The sequence below is a fragment of the Nonomuraea basaltis genome (genome assembly GCF_005893125.1).
GTDB lineage: Bacteria > Actinomycetota > Actinomycetes > Streptosporangiales > Streptosporangiaceae > Nonomuraea > Nonomuraea basaltis.
Window position 1 is genome coordinate 1 of the sequence record NZ_VCJS01000124.1, and the last position, 21,339, is coordinate 21,339.

The following is a 21,339-nucleotide window of genomic DNA, read 5'->3' on the forward strand; positions in this document are numbered from 1 at the left end:
CGCACCTGATCCTCTCACCGTCCATGGCTGTCCTCGCGTTCCTCGACCCCGGACAAGAACTTCAACACGCAGACTTGACGGGGAACGACAGGAACCCACCCACCGTCCCCATGATCGCGTTCGCGGTGCCCTCGCTGCGATACCGCGCCGTCGCCTCCGGCCGACGCGACCGCGCCGGCATCGGCTCGTCCACCAGCCACCGCATCATCGCCATCAGCTGCGCCAAGCTCGGCCTCGACTGACGTGAGCTACTTGCCTGACAACCCCGTCCCGCCGTTCTCACCGGTCCCGAGCACCGAGCTGGCCCCACACAACGAACTACCGCTAGGCGTCGAGGCCGGCTGCGGGAGCCCGCATCGCGTTAGCTCGGCCAGCCGCCGTACGGCACGGTGATGATCTCCAGGTTGTGGCCGTTGGGGTCGGACCAGTAGAGGCCGCGGCCGCCGTCGTTGGTGTTGATCCGGCCCGCCTGCCGGTGGCCCGGGTCAGCCCAGTACGTGAGCCCGCGCTCCTTGATCCGTCCCCAGATCTGGTCGAACTCCTCCTCGCTGACCAGGAACGCGTAATGCTGCGTGGGCACCGGCCCGTCGGCCTGCATCACGTCGAGCGAGACGTCGTTGCCGAGCGAGACGACGCGGAACGGCCCGTAGACCGGCGCCGGGTCGAGTCCGAGCACGTCGACGAGGAAGGCGGCGCTCTCGTCTCTGTCCCTGGCCGGCACGATGGTGTGGTTGAGATGGACTGCCATGTACTCAGGCTATTCCGGGGGCGGCCAGGCGCAGCGCTTCGGCGGCCACCGCGTGGCGCAGGCCGCGGATGCCGTCGCGGCCCCGTACGGGATGGACGGCGTTGGTCAGCAGCACCACGGTGAGCCGGCGCGCGGGATCGATCACGAGCGAGGTGCCGGTGAACCCCGAGTGGCCGTACGCGCCGTCCAGCGGGCCGATGATGGCCGGATCGCCGATCCGCACGCCCAGCCCGTGGCGGAAGGCGGCGCCCTCGGCGCCCTGGTCGCGCACCATCTCGGCCACGCTCTCCGGCCGCAGCACGGGCCCGCCGCCCAGCCGCAGCGCCTCGCCGAAGGCCAGCAGGTCGGCCGCCGTGGCGAACACCCCGGCGTGCCCGGCCACGCCGCCCAGCGCGTGGGCCGTCTCGTCGTGGACCTCGCCGCGTACGCAGCCGGGTCCCGGGCGCTCCGGCTTCCATTCGGTGGCGGCGATCCGCGGGAGCGCGCGCGGCCGGTAGCCGGTGTCGGCCAGGCCGAGCACGTCCGTGACGCGGGAGCGCACGAGCGCGTCGAGCGGGGCGCCGCCGGCCAGCTCGGCGATCCGGCCCGCCATGACCATGCCGACGTCGCTGTAGAGGTACGGCCCGCCGACCGGGTGGGTGATCGGCGTGGCCAGCATCGCGGCCATGCGCCCGGTCGCGTCCGCGCTGGGCAGCTCCAGGTCGATGCGGCGGGTCGGGGCCAGGCCCGCCGTGTGGGTGAGCAGCCGGCGCAGGGTGATCCGCCGGTCCAGCCCGGGGATCCAGGAGGCCGCCGGCTCGTCCAGGGCGGCGCGGCCCTGCTCGGCCAGTGAGAGCAGGACGGCCGTGGTGAACAGCTTGCTGATCGAGGCCAGGTCGAAGATCGAGTCATGCTCCGCGGGCGGGCGCTCGGCCGCCAGGGTCCCCTCGGCGGCGGCGTACCGGACGAGTTCGCCGGTCGCGGCAGCGGCCGCCACGGAGCCGTCCACGGCGATCAGCGTGACCGCCGCCGAGCACACGCGTGGCACCACGTCCGCCAGGATCGCCCCCAGCCGATCGGACATCCCCGTGGGCCGTTCCAGCCGATCGGACATCCCCGAAACTTCCCCGTCCCCTGGTGTGCCCCTCAGCCGCTCAGCGCGTCGTTGAGCCGCTCGCCGTGGGACTGCAGCAGCGCTCGTGCCCCGTCCGCGTCCAGCCCGTGCTGGATCATCAGCACCGCGACCTTCGCCTGCCCGCCCGCCGCGTCCAGCGCCGCGCCGGCCGTGTCCTGGTCGGCGCCGGTGATGTCGCTGACCATGCGCAGTGCCCGCGCGGCCAGCTTGTGGTTCATCGCCGACATCTCGATCATCTGGTTGCCGTATGTGCGGCCGAGCTTGACCATGCAGATCGTGGAGATCATGTTCAGCACGAGCTTCTGGGCCGTGCCCGCCTTCAGCCGCGTCGAGCCGGTCACCACCTCCGGGCCCACGACCACCTCGATCGCGTGCTCAGCGGCCGCGGACAGCGGCGCGCCATCGTTGCACGACAGGCCCACGGTGAGCGCGCCGCGGCCGGCCGCCTCCACCAGCGCGCCCAGCACGAAAGGGGCCCGCCCGCTGGCGGACACGCCCACCACCGAGTCCAGCGGGCCGGCCTCCAGGTCCTTCATGGCGGCGGCGCCCGCCTCGGGGTCGTCCTCCGCACCCTCGACGGACCGGGTGAGCGCGTCGGGCCCGCCGGCGATGATGCCCTGCACCAGCGAGGGGTCGGTGCCGAACGTGGGCGGGCACTCGCTGGCGTCGAGCACGGCGAGCCGTCCCGATGTGCCGGCGCCGACGTACAGCAGCCGGCCGCCGTCTGCCATCCTGGCGGAGATCGCGTCGATGGCCTCCGAGATGGCCGGTATGGCCACCGCGACGGCGGCCGGCACGGCGGCGTCGGCCTGGTTCATCAGTCGGGCGATCCGCTCCGTCGGCAGCCGGTCGATCTGGCTGTAGCGGGGATCGCTCTGCTCGGTGGAGAGCTCGGGTAGCGGATCAATCATGACGCTAATTTCCACCTTCTATTTCCTTCTTGTAAATATGTTTCAGCACAATGGCTGTATGACACCTGTGCGTACCGGAGCCGAACGGCTGGCCGCGGATCCGGCGCTCGCCGGAGGTACCCGCCTCGGCCTCGTCACGAACCCCACCGGAGTCCTGCCCGACCTGACCCCCACCCCGGACGCGTTGCTCGCCGCCGGAGTGCGGCTGACCGCCATGTTCGGCCCCGAGCACGGCCTGCACGGCACCGCCCAGGCGGACGGCAGCGAGGGCGGCACCGTGGACGAGCGGACGGGCCTGCCGGTCCACGACATCCACAAGCTCTCGGGGGAGGCGCTCGACCGGGTGGTGGCGGCCTCCGGCGTGGACACGCTGGTCTTCGACATCGCCGACGTGGGGACCCGCTTCTACACCTACGTGTGGACCATGTACGACCTGCTGGAGTCGGCCGCCCGGCTGGGGCTGCGGTTCGTGGTGCTGGACCGGCCCAACCCCCTCGGCGGGACCGTGACCGAGGGCCCCCTGCTGGATCCCGCGTTCGCGAGCTTCGTGGGCCGGTTCCCCGTGCCGGTGCGCCACGGCAGGACGGCGGGGGAGCTGGCGCTGCTGTTCGGGTTCGACGTGGACCTGACCGTGGTGGAGATGGAGGGCTGGCGGCGCGACATGACGTACGCCGAGACGGGGCTGCCCTGGGTGATGCCCTCGGTCAACATGCCGACCCCGGACACCGCGCTGGTCTACCCGGGCACAGGGCTGTTCGAGGGCACGAACTTCTCCGAGGGGCGCGGCACGACCAGGCCGTTCGAGCTGATCGGCGCGCCATATGCGGACGAGCGGTTCGCCCCGGCCCTGGCCGCGCTCCACCTGCCGGGCGTGCGCTTCAGGGAGGCGTGGTTCACGCCCACGTTCCACAAGCACGCGGGCACCCCCGTGCGCGGCGTCCAGCTCCACGTGCACGACCGGGACGCGTTCCGGCCGGTGCTGACCGGCCTGTCGATGCTGCACGTGGCCCGCACGCTCTACCCGGACGACCTGCGCCTGCTGGAGTTCATGGACGATCTGTGGGGCTCCGGCACGCTCACCCGCCGCCTGGAGGCCGGCGAGGACCCCCGCGACCTGTGCCCGCCGCCGGGGCACCCTGAGGGACGGCTGCTCTACGGCGGCCGCGTTCAGCGGCCCACCGCGGGTAGCGGAGTCTGCACCTACGAGTGACATCACGCCAGGTCGCGCCGGTAGAGCCAGAAGACGCGCTCCGCCCGCGCCCCCACGGCCCGCGAGTAGAACCGCAACGGCCCCACCCATCCGATCTGGGCGCCGGTCTGTCCCGCGGCCCGCTGCTCGGCCAGACACCTGCGCAGCAGCACCTGGCCGAGGCCCAGCCCGCGGGCGTCCGGCGCGGTGCCCATGGGCCCGAACCAGGCCGGGCGCGCCCCCCAGGCGGCGAAGGCCAGGATCGCGCCGTCGCGCTCGGCGTAGTGCAGCCCGGCCGCGTTGACCGCCTCCCAGGCCCACCGCTCGTTCCAGTGCTCGGCGACGAACGCGGCGACCCGCTCCCTGTCACCGCCCGCCGCGCGCACGGCCACCCCGGCCTTCTCCAGGCGCAGGAGGTCCTCCTCGACGGAGAGGTCGCCGCTCAGGTCGGCCGTCATGTTCCAGGCGACGTGGTAGCGCTCGTAGCCGAGGCTCTCGGCCAGGCAGGCGGCGGCGGTGTAGCGCACGTCGATGCCGGGCCAGGCATAGCACGGCGGGTTCCCGGCGAAGCGCGCCTGCCGCGCGCCCTGCCCGCGCAGCCACTCCTCGGCCGCCAGCACCAGCGCCCGGCCGCGGCCCTGCCCCTGCGCCGAGGGGTGCACGGCCAGCAGGTCGACGTGCCCGGCGGCCGGGTCCTGGGCGGACATGGACGCCAGCACGACTCCGCCGTCCGTTGCCAGCGCCGTCCACCGCCGGTCGGCGGGCGGCCGCGACAGCCGCTCCACCAGGGCGGCGCCCTCCCCGGCGTCCAGCGTCAGCGCGGCCTCGGCGACGCCCGCCGCCTCGGCGAGCTCCGCGGCCCGCACTGCGTGGGTCATCACACCTCGCTCATCGGGCGGGCGATCACGCTGCGGCGCTCGGGGTAGAAGCACGCGTGCTCCTGCGGCACGCCCTCCGTCAGCTGCAGCAGCGGCCGCTCGCTCGTGCACCGCTCGCCCCGGAACGGGCAGCGGCGGGCGAACAGGCAGCCCTCGTCGGCCTGGCTCTCGTCCAGCGACTCCAGCGGCGCCACCGGCTGCTCGCCCGGCTGCTCCAGGCCGTGCAGCACCGGAATGGCCGACAGCAGCGCCTGCGTGTACGGGTGCACGGGGTCGGCGATGACCGTGTCCACCGGGCCGCGCTCGACGACCTGGCCGCGGTAGATCACGTACAGCTCGCCGTCGCCGCCGATGTAGCGGGCCGTGGCCACGTCGTGCGTGATGAACAGCACGCTGACGCCGAGGCGCTCGCGCAGGTCCTTCAGCAGCGCCAGGATGCCGAGCCGGAGCGACACGTCGATCATGGAGACGGCCTCGTCCGCGACCAGCATCTCCGGGTCCACCGTCAGCGCCCGGGCGATGACGACCCGCTGCCGCATGCCGCCGGACAGCTGGTGCGGGTAGCGCGACAGCACCGAGCCCGGGTCCAGCCCGACCAGCGACAGCACCTCGGCCGCCCGCTCCTCGATCCATGACCCGGACCGGCCCGTCTGCTTGGCCCGCAGGCTGAGCGGCGCGTACAGCGTCTGGTGGACGGTCCTGGTCGGGTTCAGCGCCGAGTAGGGGTCCTGGTGGATGAGCTGGATCTTGCGGAAATGCGGCTGCCGCTGCTTGGGCTTCAGCGACGACAGGGTGACGTCGTCAATGATCATCTCGCCCGCGTCGTACGTCTCCAGCCCCGCGATGATGCGCCCCAGCGTGGTCTTGCCGCACCCGGACTCGCCGATGAACGAGGCCGCCCCGCCCTTCGGGATCGCGAAGTCCACCCCGCGCAGCGCCTGGACGTCCCTGGCGGCGAGCACCTTGCCCCGCTGCTTGAACGTCTTGACGATGCCAGTCCCGGTGATCATGCGTGCTCCTTCACGGTCACGGCATGGCAGGCCACGATCCGCGACCCGTCCGCATGCGCCTCGGGGTCCACGGTGTCGCACACGTCCATGCGCAGCGGGCAGCGCTCCCTGAACACGCAGCCGTCCACCGGCACGGTCGCCAGCGTCGGCGGCCGCCCTGGCAGCGCCTGCGCCTCGTCGATGTCGCCGACCAGCCGTGGAATGGCCTTGATCAGCCCCCGCGTGTACGGGTGCTGCGGCGCGCCCAGCACCTGCCTGGTCGGGCCCTGCTCGACCAGGCGGCCGCCGTACATGACGGCCAGCCGGTCGGCCACCTCGGCCACGACGCCGATGTCGTGCGTGATGACCAGCGTGGTCAGCCCGCGTTCCTGGTGCACCTCGCGCACGATCTTCAGGATGTTCGCCTGCGTGATCATGTCGAGCGCGGTCGTCGGCTCGTCCAGCACCACCAGGTGGGCGTTGAGCACGAGGGCCAGCATGATGCCGACCCGCTGCCGCATGCCGCCGGACAGCTCGTGCTGGTGCGAGTCGAGCACCCTGGCGCCGTCCAGCCCCATCCGGCCGAGCAGCTCCCTGGCCTCGCGCACCAGCCCCCGCAGGTCGTCCACGCCGTGTGAGCGGCCCAGGTCGAGCAGCTGCTTGCCGACGGTCTTGAGCGGGTTGAGCGAGTTCTGGGCGGCCTGGAAGACGTACCCGATGTGCTTGCCGCGGGCCTTGCGCAGTTGCTCGCCCTTGAGGCCGGCCACGTCGCCGAGCCCGTCGATCTCCACGCTGCCCGCGGCGATCCTGCCCGGCGGCTGCACCGCGTTCAGCAGCGACAGCGCCAGCGTGGACTTGCCCGAGCCGGACTCGCCGACGATGCCGGTGATCGTGCCCGGCTCCAGGGTCAGGCTCACGTCTCTGACGGCGGGCAGTTCGCCCGCGGGGGTCTTGTAGACGACCGTGAGGCCGCCGATGCGCACTCCCGGCGCTTGTTTCGTCACGCTTTACTCCTCGCGCAGCCGGGGGTTGAAGATCTCGTCCATGGCGTCCACCACGAGCACGATGGCCAGTGTCAGCAGCAGGATCGCCAGCAGCGGTCCCATCAGGAAGCCGAGCGCGCTCGGCACGGTCAGCGCGCCCGAGCGGAACACGGCCGTGTTGAGCATCTGGCCCCAGTTGTTCGACTCGTACGGCAGCACGCCCAGGAAGAACAGCCCGACCTGCGCGTAGACGCCGCCGGTGATCGCGATCAGCATGTTCATCGCGATGTACGGCGCCATGCTCGGCAGCAGCTCCTTGCCGATGATGTGCGTTGTGGGCAGCCCGAGCCCGCGCGCCGCCTCGATGAACCCCCGCTCGCGCAGCGACAGCGTCTGCGACCGCACCGCCCGCGCCACGCCGCCCCAGCTGAGCAGCCCCAGCACCAGGCCCATCTGCACGGCGCTGCTGAACTTCCACACGGTCGACAGCACCAGCAGCAGCGGCAGGCCGGGGATGGTCAGCTTCATATCGGTCAGCCGCATCAGCACCGTGTCCCAGCGGCCCCGCTTGAAGCCGGAGAACAGCCCGATCCCGGTGCCCACCACCACCGTGATGACGGCGGTCACGAGCGCGGCCAGCAGCACGTACCGAGACCCGGTGACCACCAAGGCCACCACGTCCCTGCCCTGGTCGTCGGTGCCGAGCCAGTGCTGCCAGCTCGGCGGCCTGGTGAGCTGGTTCGTGTCGCGGGGGAGCGGGTCCGGATAGAGCATCGGCCCGAACACGCCCATGAACACGAACCCGAGCATGAGCACCGCGCCCACCATGCGGCTGGGCTTGCGCTTCATCACCCGCCACACGCCCGACCAGAAGTTGCGGCGCATTGCGGCACTCGTCGAGGAGCTCTCCAGCAGAACGCTCATGCGGACACCTCCTCACCGCTGCGCACGCGCGGGTCGATCACGCTGTAGAACAGGTCCGCGAGGATGTTCGCCACGATGATGGCCACCGTGATCAGCAGGAACGCCCCGCCCATCAGCGCGTAGTCGCGCATCGTGATGCTCTCCAGGAGCAACAGTCCCAGCCCCGGGTAGTTGAAGATCCGCTCGATGAACACCGCGCCGCCCAGCAGCAGGCCCATCGACAGCGCCAGGATCGTGAACAGCGGCAGGATCGCGTTGCGCGCGATGTACCTGAAGATGATCGACCGCTTCATCCCGCGCAGCTCCGCGGCCAGGATGAAGTCGTCGCCGAGCACTGTGACGACGCTCGACTTCATCGCCAGGATCCAGCCGCCGTACGCCGACAGTGCGTACGTCGCCACCGGCAGCACCGCGTGTCCGGCCAGCGAGCCGAGGTATCCGGCGTTGAACCCGGGCTCGTACAGGATGTCCACCGGGCCCTCGGCAGGCAGGATCGGGATGAGCGTGGCGAAGATCGCGGTCAGCAGCAGGCCCAGCACGTACTGCGGCACGCCGTGCAGCAGCGATCCGGAGACCGCCAGCACGTCGCCGAGCTTGCCGGAGCGCTTGATGGCCGCGTACACGCCCAAGATGATGCCGACCAGGAAGCTCAGCAGCGTTCCCGCCAGGACCGGTAGAACGGTCCATTTGGCCGCCTCGCCCAGCACCTGCGTGACCGGCGCGCCCGCGTGCGTGATCGACTGGCCCAGGTCGAAGGTGGGCAGGCCGACCATGTAGTCGACGTACTGCTCCCAGAGGGAGCCCTTCGGCTGGAACCCGTACAGCACGCGCGTGGCCTGCTCGGCCGCCTCTGGCGCCATGCCCTGCTCGATCAGTTTCTGCACGTGCGCGGCGACCGGGTCTCCCGGAATGCTCCTGACGATGAAGAAACTGATCGTGGCGACGACCAGGATCATGACGACCCCGCGGGCCAGGTGGCCCGCGAGTCGCCGTGCGATTACCGTCATAGACTCTTTCTCTACTGCTTCTTCTTGACCATGCCGAGCTGCATCCACACCCCGGCGGGCAGGCGCAGCAGGTCGCTGTCCTGCTCGGGCCACCCGGTGAACCGGGTGGTGTTGGTGAACTGCGTGTTCACGTAGTCCCACAGCTGGATCGCGGGCAGGTCCTGGTTGGCGGTCTTGGCCAGCTGCGCCATGATCGGCTTGGCCTCCTCGGCGGAGCCCGCGTTCAGCTTGGCGGTCAGCTCACCGGGGTTGACCTTGCCGACGCCCTCGACGTCGATCTCCTCCGCGCTGCCCATCCAGTTGCCGCCCTTGCCCGGGGCGCTGTGCGCGACCTTGCCGGCGACGTTGGTCCAGCCGTTGGAGACGCCGTAGAGACGCTGGAAGATGTCGTACGGCGCGGGGCCGAGCGCCATCAGCCAGAAGCCGGCGTCGTACTTGCCCGCCGCGATCTCCTCCAGGTAAACGGGGTAGTCCGCGACGGTCACGACTTCGGCGTTGACACCGTTGTCGATGAGCTGGCTCTTGATGTTCTCCTGCGCGGAGATCCAGTCCGAGAAGCCGGACGGCGCGTGCATGGTGACCTTCCACGGCGAGCCGTCGGCCAGCGCCCACTTGCCGTCCTTCTTCTGCAGGCCGGCCTCCTTGAACTCCGCCTCGGCCTTGGCCACGTCGTGCTTGTACGGCTCCAGGTTCGTCAGCTCGGCGCCGATCCACTCCTGCGCGGGCTTCTGGTGGATGCCGGAGGTCGTCACGGCCGGCGTGCCGCCCTCGGGCGAGGCCACCTTGGTCACCTGGTCGCGGTCGATCAGGTAGGCCAGTCCGCGGCGCACGTGCACGTTGTCGTACGGCTTCTTCGACTGGTTGAACGCCAGGCCGACGGCCACCGGGGAGAAGCCCTTGATGGGGTTGGAGCCGGGCGCCTGCTTGATCCTGTTCATCACGTCGGTGGGAGTGGCGACGAAGCCGGAGTGGTCGAGCTTGCCGGCGGTCAGGTAGTTCCAGAGCTGCTCGTTGCCGCCGAAGTTGAGGAACTTGACCTGGTCGGGGACGACGTTCGCGACGTTGTAGAAGTTCTTGTTCTTCAGCAGGAGCGCCTCGCCCGGGTTGACCCGCTCCAGCACGAACGGGCCGGCCGAGACGTCCTTCGGCGGCGCGAAGGCCAGCACCTTCTGGCCGATGGCGAGGATCTCCTCGCGTGCCTTCTCGGCCGCGTCGCCGGTGCCCTTGGAGGCCTTGAGCTTGTCCCAGAAGTCGGCCGGCAGCACGCTGCCCCAGACGTGCGCGGGCACGACCCAGCTGTCCATGACGCCTCTGGCGAACTTCGCGCTGGGGTTGGCCATGTCCTGGGTGATCTTGACCGTCTTGTCGTCGACGACCTGGATCTCGGCCGCCGCGCCGGCCGCGCCCGGCGTGACCGCGAACGCGGTGCTGCCGGTGGTGTAGGCCAGCCCGAGGGACAGCTTGACGTCCTCGGCGGTCACCGGCTTGCCGTCGGACCACTTGCCGTTGGGCTGCAGGTGGAGGGTGATGGCGGAGTTGTCGGGCGCGATCTCCCAGCTCGCCGCGATGCCGGGGTAGAACTGGTTGGGGTCGGTCAGGTGGTTCTTGACCCAGCCGAGCTTCATCGCGTTGTAGCCCAGGAAAGAGTTGCCCTTGGGCGCCCATGGGTTCGCCGGGCCGCTCGCGTCGAGACCGGGCTTGAGCACGTCGATCGTGGTGAAGAGGCCGCCACCACCGCTCGAGCCGCCGGACTTGTTGGTGGAACCACCACTGCACGCCGCTGTCGCGGTGGCAAGGCCCAGCAACGCCACTACCGCTGCCAGTCGCTTCATTTGCCGCTCCGGGGGATCTGGGACCTGTTGAGGATCTGTAGGGGTTGACCGGACATTACGATCGCGCCAGAGAAGCGTCAATAATCTCCACAGGTTGTGAGGCTAATGTAACTTTCCTTCATGAGTGTACGTAGTGGAGCTAAGCGTCATCAAGTAAAATCTCAACTCATGATCAGCACGGCGGCCCCGTTGACCTGGTCATTCGCCAGATCCGTGAGCGCCTGAGCGGCTGCGGCGAAGGGGTAGGGCGTGATCGTCACACGGGGCGGGTGCGCCAGCGCAAGCTCCAGATAGGCCCGCCCGTCGGCCCTGGTGTTGGCGGTCACGCTGCGCAGCGTCCGCTCCTGGAACAGGTGCCGGTCGTAGTCGAGCACGGGGATATCGCTCAGGTGGATCCCGGCTATCGCGAGGGTCCCGCCGCGGTCGAGCGCCTCCAGTGCGGGCGGCACCAGATCGCCCACCGGGGCGAACAGAATGGCCGAGTCCAGCGGCTCCGGCGGCCGGTCGCCGGCCGAGGCGGCGCCCAGCTCCAGCGCCAGCCGCCGGGACGCGGCGGACCTGGTCACCGCGTGCACGGTGGCCCCCTGCGCGATGGCGGCCTGCGCGGTCAGATGGGCCGAGGCCCCGAACCCGTAGATGCCGAGGCGCCCGCCCGGCGGCAGGTCACAGCGCGCCAGCGCCCGGTAGCCGATGATCCCGGCACACAGCAGCGGCGCAAGCCGCTCGGCCGGCACGTCGCCGGGCAGCGGATAGACGTAATCGGCGGGCGCGACGAGATATTCGGCGAACCCGCCGTCGGCGTCCCATCCCGTGTAGGCGGAGGAGGGGCAGAGATTCTCCATCCCCCTCAGGCAGTAGCGGCACGTCCCGCACGTGGACCGCAGCCAGGCCACGCCGACCCGCTGCCCCGTGCCCTCCACGCGGCCGACCGCCTGGTGGCCGGGCGAGGTGAGCGGCCGCCGCGGCCGCAGGTCGCCTTCCGCCAGGTGCAGGTCGGTACGGCAGACCCCGCACGCCTCCACCCGTACCAGCACCTCGCCCGGGCCGGGCGAGGGCGTCTCCCGCTCGACCGGCACCAGCGGGCGGGACGCCATCGGCCCCGGCTCGCGCACCGCCCACGCCCGCATGATCACGACAGCCTGGAGAAGGCCAGGGACGCGTACAGGGCGGCCCCGTCCGGCAGGACGGCGTCGTCGAAGAGCGCCTCGGGCGAGTGGTTGTACGGCGCCGTGGCCGGATCCAGGCCGGGCGGGCATGCCCCCAGGAACACGAACGCCCCGGGCACCTCCTCCAGCACGTACGAGAAGTCCTCCGACCCCATCACCGGCTGCGGCGAGACGAAGTACCGCCCGGGCCCGAACAGCTCGTCGGCCGTCCGCCCCACGAACTCGGCCTCGCCCTGATCGTTCACCGTCACCGGGTACCCCATCCCGAACGACGCCTCCACCTCCAGCCCGTGCGCCGCCGCGATGCCCCGCACCACCTCGACCAGCCGCCGCTTGACCAGCACCCGGTTGCCCTGGCTGAACGTGCGCACCGTGGCCTCGAACCTGGCCTCGTCCGGGATCACGTTGTCCGCCGACCCGCCGTGGAAGCTGCCCACCGTCACCACCACCGGATCGAACACGTCGAACGTCCTGGTCACCATCGTCTGCAGCGCCGTCACCATCTCGCACCCCGCCTGGATCGGGTCCAGCGCCCGGTGCGGGCTCGAGCCGTGCCCGCCGCGCCCCTTCACCGTCACGCAGAACACGTCCGCCGCCGCCATGATCGGCCCCGGCCGCGACGCGAACAGGCCCGGCGGCAGCATCGACGACACCACGTGCATCCCGTACGCGGCGACCGGGCGCTCGCCCGCCACGTCGAGCAGGCCCTCGCCGATCATGTGCTTGGCGCCGTCGTGCCCTTCTTCGCCCGGCTGGAACATGAAGATGACGTCGCCCGCCAGCTCCGCCCGCCGCGCGCTCAGCAGGTGCGCCGCCCCCGTCAGCATCGCGGTGTGCAGGTCGTGCCCGCACGCGTGCATCTGGCCGGGGAGCTGGGAGGCGTACGGCAAGTCGTTCTTCTCGGTCACGGGCAGCGCGTCCATGTCACCCCGCAGCAGCACCGCGGGCCCCGGCCGGCCGCCCCGCAGCACGGCCGTGACCGAGCTGAGCGCCGTGCCCGTCTTGATCTCCAGTGGCAGCCCGTCCAGCGCCGCCAGCACTTTCTCCTGGGTGCGGGGCAGGTGGAGGCCCAGCTCGGGGGTCGTGTGCAACGAGTGCCTGAGCCGGACGAGCTCGTCCCGCATGTCCTGCGCGGATTCAGTGAACGACATGAAGAACATTGTTCACGTAGTGGCACGGAAGTCGACAAGGCGCGCTCGGTACGATGACCGAGTGACTCAGCGTAAGCGGATCGACTCCTGGTTGTCCGACATGGACGGCGTTCTCGTCCACGAGGGACGGCCGATTCCCGGTGCGGACGAATTCATCAAGCGGCTCAGCGAATCCGGCAAGAAGTTCAGGGTGCTGACGAACAACTCGATCTACACCCAGCGCGACCTCTCGGTGCGCCTGGCCGGAGCGGGGCTCGACGTGCCCGCCGAGTCCATCTGGACCTCCGCCCTGGCCACCGCCCAGTTCCTCCACGACCAGCGGCCCGGCGGGTCCGCGTACGTGGTCGGCGAGGCCGGGCTGACCACGGCGCTGCACGAGGTCGGCTACATCCTCACCGACCTCGACCCCGACTACGTGGTGCTCGGCGAGACCCGCACCTACAGCTTCACCCAGATCACCCGCGCCATCCGCCTCATCGAGGCCGGCGCCCGGTTCATCGCCACCAACCCCGACCCCATCGGCCCCTCCACCGAGGGCTCGCTCCCGGCCTGCGGCGCCGTGGCCGCCCTCATCACCAAGGCAACCGGCGTGGCCCCCTACTTCGTCGGCAAGCCCAACCCCCGCATGATGCGCAGCGCGCTCAACGACATCGAGGCCCACAGCGAGACCACCGCGATGATCGGCGACCGCATGGACACCGACATCGTGTCCGGCATGGAGGCCGGCCTGTACACGATCCTCGTCCTCACCGGCGTCACCCAGCGCGAGCAGGTCGACCGCTTCCCCTACCGGCCCTCGCTCGTCGTCGACTCGGTCGCCGACCTCATCGACCTCATCTGACCAACCTGACGGCCGCTGACAGGTATGGATGGGAGGCTCACGTGTCATGACCCGCCTGTACCTGGAGACCGGCCCCAAGAAGGTATTCGCCTGCTCGCTCGACTGGCCCGGCTGGTGCCGGATCGCCAAGGGCGAGGAGGCGGCCATCGACCGCCTCATGGAATACGTGCCCCGCTACCGGATCGTCGCCGAGCGCGCCGGGCTGCCGTTCTCGCCCGGCGAGCCCGTGGTGGTGGCCAGGGTGCCGGGCAGCTCGACCACCGACTTCGGCGTGCCGTACGCGGTGCCCGACCTGGACCTGGAGCCGCTGCCCGCGGAGGAGGCCGAGCGCGGCGTCGCGCTGGTGCGGGCCGCCTGGGACCTGTTCGACGAGGTGGCCGCCGCCTCCCCGGAGGAGCTGCGCAAGGGCCCGCGGGGCGGCGGGCGGGACCGCAGCAAGATCGTGGATCACGTGGTGGAGGCCGAGCGCGGCTACGCCAGGATGGTCGGCGTGCGGCACAAGCCGTACAAATCCCTCGCGGACCGGGACGCCCTGCGGGCCGAGCTGGCCGACGTCCTCTCCCGCCCCTGGGAGCCGCCCCACACCACCGGCTGGCCTCCCCGGTACGCCCTCCGGCGCATCGCCTGGCACGTCATCGACCACATCTGGGAGATCGAAGACCGGGTATAAGAAAACCACTCCCGCGGTCGCTCGCGCGGCCGACACGGCCTCTCACTGTCTGCAATCATGTGCTGACACAAAGTGGGACCCGGCTAAAGTTGGTAGCCAGGTCCCTTCCAGCATCCTAGACGGAGGGGCACGTGATCGTAGAGCACGAAATCAACGGATTGAAGAAGCGCGTGACGTTCCTCGAAGGGATCGTGGGCATGGAGGGGCGGAGGGGAGTGGTGTCGGACCACTCCAAAGAGCTGGATTGGCACGCAGATCTCCTCCATAAGATCGACAACAGGACGGAGAGCATCCAGCTCGACATCGCCGGGATGAAGGCCGACATCGCTGGCGTCAAGGCCGACATCACGGACGTCCGGAAGGAGATGAGCGAGCGGTTCGCTGCCGTCGATTCCGAGATCGCGGCGGTTCGGTCCGACATGTCCCACCTCAGTTCCAAGGTGGATTCCGAGATCGCGGCGGTTCGGTCCGACGTGTCCGACCTCAGCTCCAAGGTCTCGAGCCTTGACACCAAGGTCTCGAGCCTTGACACCAAGGTCTCGAGCCTTGACACCAAGGTCTCGAGCCTTGACGCCAAGGTCTCTGGCCTCGACGCCAAGTTGGACCGGGTCCTGGACAAGATCGGGGCATAGTCGTCGCGGAGCCCTCGGCATGCGCCGAGGGCTCCGCCGTGTCCATGGGCGCCCGTGGGTCCCCGGGCTGATGTGGATGAACGGCAACCCGCCAGCGTCGACCTGCGGCTACGATCACTCACTGAGTGCAATCATCTGATGACGGAAAAGAGCAAGAAGGCGGGAGTGTGTGGACGTACAGACGGAGGTTCTCGACTTGAAGCTCCGTGTTGCAGACCTCGAGTCGGGCGCGCACGGCGCGGTGCCGGACTGGCGGACAGATCTCCTGCGCGAGATCAACGACCGGACCAAACACCTGCGGTCGGAGATCACCGCGCTGAAGGCCAGGCTGGCCGAAGCCCGCACCGAGCTGAGCGAGGACCTCGCGGCCGTCCAGACCGAGATCGAGGGCGTCCGGCGGGAGGTGAGCGCCCGGCCTGCGAGGCCCGGTGATGAGGACGCCGACCTGCGCCTCGACATGGCCGAGGAGTTCGCGGCCCTCCGCGCCGAGATGGCGCATCAGTTCGATTCCGTCCGCTCGGAGGTGCTCGACCTCGGCATCAAGATCGACCGGCTCCTGAAGAGGGACGCATGTCACTAATTGACCGGTATGTCCTTCGGGTAGCCTAACCTACGGTACCGTAACCTGAAGGAGAAGATCTTTATGGCGATGACTCAGACGGAGCTGCTGCACGAGCTCGAGCCCGTGGTCGCCGGAGAGCTCGACCGCCACGAGAAGATGGCCAAAGAGTGGTTCCCGCACGAGTACGTCCCGTGGAGCGAAGGCCGCGACTTCGACGGCATCTACGGGGGCGAGGCGTGGCAGGAGAGCGACTCCAAGATCCCCGAGGCGGTTCGCGTGTCGCTCATCGTGAACCTCCTGACCGAGGACAACCTCCCCAGCTACCACCACGAGATCGCCACGACGTTCGGCCGTGACGGCGCGTGGGGCACGTGGGTGCACCGCTGGACGGCAGAGGAGGACCGGCACGGCACCGCCCTCCGCGACTACCTCACCGTCACCCGCGCCGTCGACCCCGTCGCGCTGGAACGTGCTCGCATGCGCCACATGGAGAGCGGCTTCATCACCGAGTACGGCACCATGCTCCAGCAGCTCGCGTACGTCTCCTTCCAGGAGCTGGCCACCCGCATCTCGCACCGCAACACCGGCATGGCCTCCGGCGACGAGGGCTGTGAGCGGCTGCTGGCCAGGATCGCCGCCGACGAGAACCTGCACATGCTCTTCTACCGCAACCTCCTCAAGGCGGCCTTCGAGCTCGACCCCGGCCAGACCATGCGCGCCGTGACCGACGTCGTCACCACCTTCCAGATGCCCGGCCAGGGCATGGAGGGCTTCACCCGCAAGGCCCTGATCATCGCCAACGAGGGCATCTACGACCTGCGTCTCCACCTCGACGACGTGCTCATGCCGGTGCTGCGGCAGTGGTCGGTGTTCGACAAGACCGGGCTCGGCCCCGAGGGCGAGAAGGCGCGCGACGAGCTGACCGAGTTCCTGGCCAGGACCGACGCGACGGCCGCCAGGTTCGTCGAGCGCAGGGAGGAGCGCCGGGCCCGCGCCGCCGCGAGGAAGTGATCAGGCTGTCGCCATGCGATGATCCCGCCCTGCGGATCCCCTCGGCCGGCTGTTCGTCGCGTTGTTCGCGCTACTGAGCAGCCGGCCATGGCGATGCGCCGCCACGCCCCACGAGCTCCGATGGCCACCATCAATCGGGCGGGTGCCCAGGAACCACTCTTGACCCGGAGATGGTCTTGGACATCCATGGCATCGGGCAGGTTTCCCGGTAACACCGGAACCCCTGGGGAGCAGAGGGTGAAAATCATCGGGATCGCCGCCGGCCTCCACGCGGGGTCTTTCATCAACAGATTGCTCGAAGCGGCGGGCGGTGAGCTGCCCGAAGGCGTCGGGTTCGAGGCATGGCCGGGGTTGCGCCAGATGCCGCCCTACGAGGCCGGACCGGTCCCGGCGCCCGTACGCGAGCTGCTCAGGCGGATCGCGGCGTCGGACGCGGTGCTCATCACCGCCCCCGAGCACAGCCTGCTGCCCATCGAGCTGACGTACACGCTGGACTGGATGTCGGCGCGCGGCGCGCTGGCCGGCAAGCACGTGGCGGTGATGAGCGCGAGCGCGCGAGCCTGCGGCGCCATGTGGGCCCAGGCGGAGCTGTGCAAGCGGCTCCAGGGCGCCGGGGCCGTGGTGATGGGCGCCGAGCTGGTCATCTCGCCCGCCTGCCCGCACTTCGACGAGGACGGTCACCTCATCGATCCCACCCTGCGCGCGGAGGTCCGTGCCGTGATCGCGCAGCTGTGCCCGGGTGAGGTGCTGGAGCCCGCGCTCTCCCTCTGACGGACCGGACACGCCGGACGCCGGCGCTCAGGGGTCGCGGCGCAGGCGTTTGAGGTCGGAGCGCTGCTTCTTGGTGGCGATGCGGCGCTCGACGGCGCCGCGGCTGGGCTTGGTCGGGCGGCGCCGCTTCGGCGGCGGGGCCATGGCCTCGCGCAGCTGCTGCGCCAGGCGGTGCGCCGCGGCCTCCCGGTTCCTGAGCTGGGAGCGGTACTCCGAGGCGGCGATCGTGATCGTGCCGGCGCCCAGTCGGCCGAGCGCCCTTTCCTTCAGCGCGGGCGGCAGCGCCGTGCTCGCGGCGACGTCGAAGGTCAGCTCCACGCGGCTGTCCGTGGTGTTGACGCCCTGGCCGCCGGGGCCTGACGAGCGTGAGAAACGCCAGACGAGCTCGGCGTCGGGGATGACGACCGAGTCGTTGACGACCAGCGGGCCGGGCATGCGTGGTGCTCCTGTTCAGAAATACGCCTTTGTAGGTGAGTGTCACCGTACCTGGGAGTCATATGCCGTACGCAACGGCATTTTCCGTCCAGGGAAACGTTCCGCGGGAGAGCCGAATTCCACCCACGCGGCCAGGCGCGCTCTTGACGGCCGGATGCAACCGGCGTATGCCAGCATCGCGCGAAAAGATCGTGGCGAGGAGGCAAGGTGACGGTCATCGTCGGCGTGCACGGGATCGGCAAGTACAACTACTACCTGGAGGCCGGGGGGTCGGCGGCCGGGGCGGCGGAGGCCATGCGGCTCAAGTGGGACCGCTACCTGCACCTGGCGCTCGGGGGAGAGGCCAGGACGTACTTCAGCGAGATCGCGTACTTCTCCCACCACCTGCACGACGGCAAGGGAGGCAACGGCGGCCCGCGCTCCCTCGCCTCTATGGAGGGCGCCGCCCAGCAGGTGCTGGTCAACTGGGCGCGGAACCGGGGAGTGGGGGAGCACATCACGGGCGCGCTCAAGTCGTTCACCGGCTGGTTGCTCACCAAGCTGGACGACAGGTCGGCGGCGTTCGCCGAGCGGTTCGCGCCGGAGGTGGCGGCGTACCTCACCGACCACGTCAAGCGCGAGAAGTGCCGGCAGACCGTGGCCGACGTCATCCGGCGGAACCGGCCGAAGGTGGTCATCGCCCACTCCCTCGGCAGCGTCGTCGCGTACGAGACCCTCTGGGGCCACCCCGACCTGCGGATCGACCTCCTGATCACCCTGGGCAGCCCGCTCGGCATGCGCAACGTCGTCTTCGAGCGCCTGCTGCCCACCCCCATCAACGGCCGCGGCCAGCGCCCGCCCGGCGTCCGGCGCTGGGTGAACATCGCCGACAAGGACGACATCGCCGCCATCCCGCCCGATCTGGGCGGCAGTTTCACCGGCATCGACGTCGAGGAGCTGGTCAACCTCCACTGGATCGACTTCCACACCGCCGAGAAGTATCTAGGCTGCCCGGCGCTCGACCCGCATCTGCGACCATTCCTGGCATGACGTGGATTGTCTTTGACTACGGCGGCGTCCTGTCGCTGCCCCTGCCCGAGTCCGACGCCGAGGCCATGGCGCGGGCGGTGGACGCCGAGCCGGAGGCGTTCATGCGCGGCTACTGGGAGCACCGGCTGGAGTTCGACCGTGGCCTGTCCCCCCACGCCTACTGGTCGGCGGTGCTCGGCAGGGCCGCCACCCACACCGAGGTGGCCCGGCTGGTCGCCATGGACGTCGCCGGCTGGGCCCACCCCAACGAGGGCACGGTCGCGTTGCTCGGCGAGCTCATCGAGGCGGGCCGCGACGTGGCGCTGCTGTCCAACGCGCCCGTCTGCCTCGGAGAGGGCCTGGACGAGCTGCCCTGGATCGCCGCCATCGGCCACCGCTTCTACAGCGGCATGATGGGCCTGGTCAAACCCGGCAGGGAGATCTACGACGAGGTGGCCCGCGCGCTCGGCGCCGCCCCCTCAGAGATCGTCTTCATTGACGACCGCCTGGAGAACATCGAGGGCGCCGAACGCGCGGGCATGACCGGCGTGCACTTCACCGATGCTGCCGCGCTCCGCCGAACCCTGCCCGACGAACGGGAGTCCGCCCGCTGATTCAACGGCGAAATGTCAGTGCCATCCAACAAAGAACCGTGAGCGCCCGGACCGACCTGGAATCTCCTCTTCGGTACGTCGTGCGTCTTCGCTGAGCACGCCGACGTCAAAGCGGCCCGAAACATCGCCTCGCGCCGTCCAGCGGGGGAGAACGGCCTCGAAATGGCGAGTCATCTCCTGGAGGAACTTCGCGAACAGGACGACCGATGCTGTTCACCCGCGCTTGACTCCACTGTCACGGCAGGGTCAGCGCGGGCGGACATACCTGGGAACGTGGACCGCAGAGCTTTCCTGACAGCGGCGACAGCCGGCCTCCTCTCTTCTCAGACGCTCATCTCCCCGGCATCGGCCTCCCCCTCCAGAACCCTCAGATCAGACCCGTTCACGCTTGGCGTGGCCTCCGGAGACCCCTCGTCCGACGGCTTCGTCCTGTGGACGCGGCTGGCCGTCAGCCCGCTGAGCGGGGACGGCCGCGGCGGCATGCCGGCCCGCGACGTGGAGGTGGACTGGCAGGTCTCGACCGACGAGCGCTTCTCCACGATCGTCAAATCCGGTACGGCCACCGCCCGCGCCCGCGACGCCCACAGCGTCCACGTCGAGCTGAATGGCCTGGAACCGGGGCGCGACTACTTCTACCGGTTCAGGAGCGAGGGCAGGCTCTCGCCCGCCGGCCGCACCAGGACCACGCCCACCGGCGAGACGACGCCGCTCACGTTCGCGGTGGCCGCGTGCGCGCACTACGAGCACGGCTACTACACCGCCTACCGCCGCCTCGCCGAGCAGGAGCCCGACCTGGTGGTGTTCCTCGGCGACTACATGTACGAGTACGGCCCGAGCGGCTACACCGCGCTGGCCGGCCGCGTACGCACCCACACGCCCGGCAAGTGCCAGACGCTCGCCGACTACCGGCTGCGGCACGCGCAGTATAAGAGCGACCACGATCTGCAGGCCGCGCACGCGGTGGCGCCGTGGCTGGTGGCGTTCGACGACCACGAGATCGAGAACAACTGGGCCGGTCCCGTCTCCAGCACGGGGGCGCCCGGGTTCGCCAGGCGGCGGGCGGAGGCGTTCCGCGCGTACTACGAGAACATGCCCTTGCGCCGCGCCAGCCTCCAGGGGGCGGTGCTCAAGGTGAACCGCCGCATCTCCTGGGGCACGCTGGCCCGCTTCCACCTGCTCGACACCCGGCAGTTCCGCGACGACCAGGCGTGCCTGGACGGCGTGCGGGCCGGGTGCGACGACCGGCTGGCGGACAAGCGGACGCTGCTCGGAGCCGGGCAATGGAGCTGGCTGGAGGACGGGCTGCGCGGCTCCACCACCCGCTGGAACCTGCTCGGGCAGCAGATCATGATGGCGCACCGCGACTACAAGGTCGGTCCCGGGCGCGAGGTCAACCTGGACTCGTGGGACGGGTACGCGGCCGAGCGGACCCGGCTGCTGGGGTCGCTGGCCCGCACGTCCAACCCGGTGGTGCTGACGGGCGACGCGCACATGCACCACCTGGCCGAGCTCAAGACCGACTTCGACGACCCGGACTCGCCGGTGGTGGCCAGGGAACTGGTGGCCTCGTCGATCGCGAGCGACGGCGACGGGTACCGGGACCGGACGTGGATCTCGGAGGCCCTCCAGGAGAATCCCCATATTTCCTACATCGACCAGCGGCGCGGCTACCTGGTGGCCCGCCTGACCCGCGACGACCTCTCCGTCGACTTCAGGACGTTGGACTACATCTCCCGCCGAGGCGCCAAGGCCAAAACCGCCCACCGCCTCACGATCTCGGCCCTCACGGGCGCCGCGGCCGCCGGCCAGGCGGGGGCTCCCCGGATTGGCTGAGCGTTTCCTGCAAGCCCGCTGAAGATCCGCTCAACCAACAACCGCCGCCATCGGGCTGCAACGCACCCGG

The 21,339-nt window shown here is 70.2% G+C and carries 23 protein-coding genes; 11 read left to right on the forward strand and 12 right to left on the reverse strand.

The window, feature by feature from the left end; translation table 11 throughout:
* On the forward strand, window positions 1-242 hold a 242-nt coding region (locus EJK15_RS71305), incomplete at its 5' end, for a hypothetical protein (protein ID WP_206061431.1).
* A 119-nt stretch (window positions 243-361) separates the two neighbouring features.
* Here the strand turns inward: EJK15_RS71305 and EJK15_RS41710 are convergent.
* The 3 genes from EJK15_RS41710 to murQ are packed head-to-tail and all read right to left on the reverse strand — an operon-like array spanning window position 362 to window position 2,773.
* Window positions 362-748: a VOC family protein gene (locus tag EJK15_RS41710; RefSeq protein ID WP_138715991.1), complete on the reverse strand. Its 387-nt coding sequence runs from the start codon at window positions 746-748 to the stop codon at window positions 362-364.
* A gap of 4 nt (window positions 749-752) precedes the next feature.
* Window positions 753-1,841 carry a serine hydrolase domain-containing protein gene (locus tag EJK15_RS41715; RefSeq protein WP_240777554.1) on the reverse strand — a complete coding sequence of 363 codons (1,089 nt, stop codon included), beginning with the start codon at window positions 1,839-1,841 and terminating at the stop codon, window positions 753-755.
* 32 nt (window positions 1,842-1,873) lie between these two features.
* A complete protein-coding gene (gene murQ, locus EJK15_RS41720; RefSeq protein ID WP_138715992.1) occupies window positions 1,874-2,773 on the reverse strand; it encodes an N-acetylmuramic acid 6-phosphate etherase in 900 nt (299 codons plus the stop codon).
* Window positions 2,774-2,831: 58 nt separating this feature from the next.
* On the opposite strand from murQ, the gene EJK15_RS41725 reads away from it, so the two are divergent.
* Window positions 2,832-3,983, forward strand: a complete 1,152-nt coding sequence (locus tag EJK15_RS41725) for an exo-beta-N-acetylmuramidase NamZ family protein (protein WP_138715993.1) — start codon at window positions 2,832-2,834, stop codon at window positions 3,981-3,983.
* Window positions 3,984-3,985: 2 nt separating this feature from the next.
* Here the strand turns inward: EJK15_RS41725 and EJK15_RS41730 are convergent, their stop codons facing one another.
* From EJK15_RS41730 to EJK15_RS41765, 8 genes are all read right to left on the reverse strand, one after another.
* Window positions 3,986-4,840, reverse strand: coding sequence for a GNAT family N-acetyltransferase (locus EJK15_RS41730; protein ID WP_138715994.1), 855 nt, complete (start codon window positions 4,838-4,840; stop codon window positions 3,986-3,988).
* A complete protein-coding gene (locus EJK15_RS41735; protein WP_138715995.1) occupies window positions 4,840-5,850 on the reverse strand; it encodes an ABC transporter ATP-binding protein in 1,011 nt (336 codons plus the stop codon). The genes EJK15_RS41730 and EJK15_RS41735 overlap by 1 nt, the downstream gene beginning before the upstream one ends.
* Window positions 5,847-6,833 (reverse strand): ABC transporter ATP-binding protein, encoded by a 987-nt coding sequence (locus tag EJK15_RS41740; RefSeq protein ID WP_240777555.1) that lies wholly within the window; start codon window positions 6,831-6,833, stop codon window positions 5,847-5,849. The genes EJK15_RS41735 and EJK15_RS41740 overlap by 4 nt, the downstream gene beginning before the upstream one ends.
* Before the next feature lie 3 nt (window positions 6,834-6,836).
* A complete protein-coding gene (locus EJK15_RS41745; protein ID WP_138715996.1) occupies window positions 6,837-7,736 on the reverse strand; it encodes an ABC transporter permease in 900 nt (299 codons plus the stop codon).
* Window positions 7,733-8,743: an ABC transporter permease gene (locus tag EJK15_RS41750; protein WP_138715997.1), complete on the reverse strand. Its 1,011-nt coding sequence runs from the start codon at window positions 8,741-8,743 to the stop codon at window positions 7,733-7,735. Before EJK15_RS41750 ends, EJK15_RS41745 begins: the two co-directional genes overlap by 4 nt.
* Window positions 8,744-8,754: 11 nt before the next feature.
* Entirely contained in the window at window positions 8,755-10,575 is a 1,821-nt protein-coding gene (locus EJK15_RS41755) for an ABC transporter substrate-binding protein (RefSeq protein WP_138715998.1), read from the reverse strand.
* Window positions 10,576-10,736: 161 nt separating this feature from the next.
* Window positions 10,737-11,702: a zinc-dependent alcohol dehydrogenase family protein gene (locus tag EJK15_RS41760; RefSeq protein WP_138716024.1), complete on the reverse strand. Its 966-nt coding sequence runs from the start codon at window positions 11,700-11,702 to the stop codon at window positions 10,737-10,739.
* A gap of 2 nt (window positions 11,703-11,704) precedes the next feature.
* On the reverse strand, window positions 11,705-12,892 hold the full coding sequence (locus EJK15_RS41765; RefSeq protein WP_138715999.1) for a M20 metallopeptidase family protein: 1,188 nt from the start codon (window positions 12,890-12,892) through the stop codon (window positions 11,705-11,707).
* 100 nt (window positions 12,893-12,992) lie between these two features.
* On the opposite strand from EJK15_RS41765, the gene EJK15_RS41770 reads away from it, so the two are divergent.
* From EJK15_RS41770 to EJK15_RS41795, 6 genes are all read left to right on the forward strand, one after another.
* Window positions 12,993-13,733, forward strand: coding sequence for an HAD-IIA family hydrolase (locus tag EJK15_RS41770; protein ID WP_206061433.1), 741 nt, complete (start codon window positions 12,993-12,995; stop codon window positions 13,731-13,733).
* 46 nt (window positions 13,734-13,779) lie between these two features.
* Window positions 13,780-14,403, forward strand: coding sequence for a hypothetical protein (locus EJK15_RS41775; RefSeq protein ID WP_240777556.1), 624 nt, complete (start codon window positions 13,780-13,782; stop codon window positions 14,401-14,403).
* A gap of 131 nt (window positions 14,404-14,534) precedes the next feature.
* Window positions 14,535-15,035, forward strand: coding sequence for a DUF1664 domain-containing protein (locus EJK15_RS41780; RefSeq protein WP_138716002.1), 501 nt, complete (start codon window positions 14,535-14,537; stop codon window positions 15,033-15,035).
* Window positions 15,036-15,204: 169 nt separating this feature from the next.
* A complete protein-coding gene (locus tag EJK15_RS41785) occupies window positions 15,205-15,615 on the forward strand; it encodes a hypothetical protein (protein WP_138716003.1) in 411 nt (136 codons plus the stop codon).
* A 63-nt stretch (window positions 15,616-15,678) separates the two neighbouring features.
* Window positions 15,679-16,608, forward strand: coding sequence for an acyl-ACP desaturase (locus tag EJK15_RS41790; RefSeq protein ID WP_138716004.1), 930 nt, complete (start codon window positions 15,679-15,681; stop codon window positions 16,606-16,608).
* A 237-nt stretch (window positions 16,609-16,845) separates the two neighbouring features.
* Complete coding sequence (locus EJK15_RS41795; RefSeq protein ID WP_171074839.1) at window positions 16,846-17,379, forward strand: NADPH-dependent FMN reductase; 534 nt, start codon at window positions 16,846-16,848, stop codon at window positions 17,377-17,379.
* A gap of 27 nt (window positions 17,380-17,406) precedes the next feature.
* Here the strand turns inward: EJK15_RS41795 and arfB are convergent, their stop codons facing one another.
* Window positions 17,407-17,814, reverse strand: coding sequence for an alternative ribosome rescue aminoacyl-tRNA hydrolase ArfB (gene arfB / locus EJK15_RS41800; RefSeq protein ID WP_138716006.1), 408 nt, complete (start codon window positions 17,812-17,814; stop codon window positions 17,407-17,409).
* Between the two features lie 207 nt (window positions 17,815-18,021).
* Here arfB and EJK15_RS41805 point away from each other — a divergent pair, with 207 nt between their 5' ends.
* From EJK15_RS41805 to EJK15_RS41815, 3 genes are all read left to right on the forward strand, one after another.
* Window positions 18,022-18,843: an alpha/beta hydrolase family protein gene (locus tag EJK15_RS41805; RefSeq protein ID WP_138716007.1), complete on the forward strand. Its 822-nt coding sequence runs from the start codon at window positions 18,022-18,024 to the stop codon at window positions 18,841-18,843.
* Window positions 18,840-19,436: an HAD family hydrolase gene (locus EJK15_RS41810; RefSeq protein ID WP_138716008.1), complete on the forward strand. Its 597-nt coding sequence runs from the start codon at window positions 18,840-18,842 to the stop codon at window positions 19,434-19,436. The genes EJK15_RS41805 and EJK15_RS41810 overlap by 4 nt, the downstream gene beginning before the upstream one ends.
* A 393-nt stretch (window positions 19,437-19,829) precedes the next feature.
* Window positions 19,830-21,269, forward strand: a complete 1,440-nt coding sequence (locus tag EJK15_RS41815) for an alkaline phosphatase D family protein (protein ID WP_240777557.1) — start codon at window positions 19,830-19,832, stop codon at window positions 21,267-21,269.
* The last annotated feature ends 70 nt before the right edge of the window (window positions 21,270-21,339 follow it).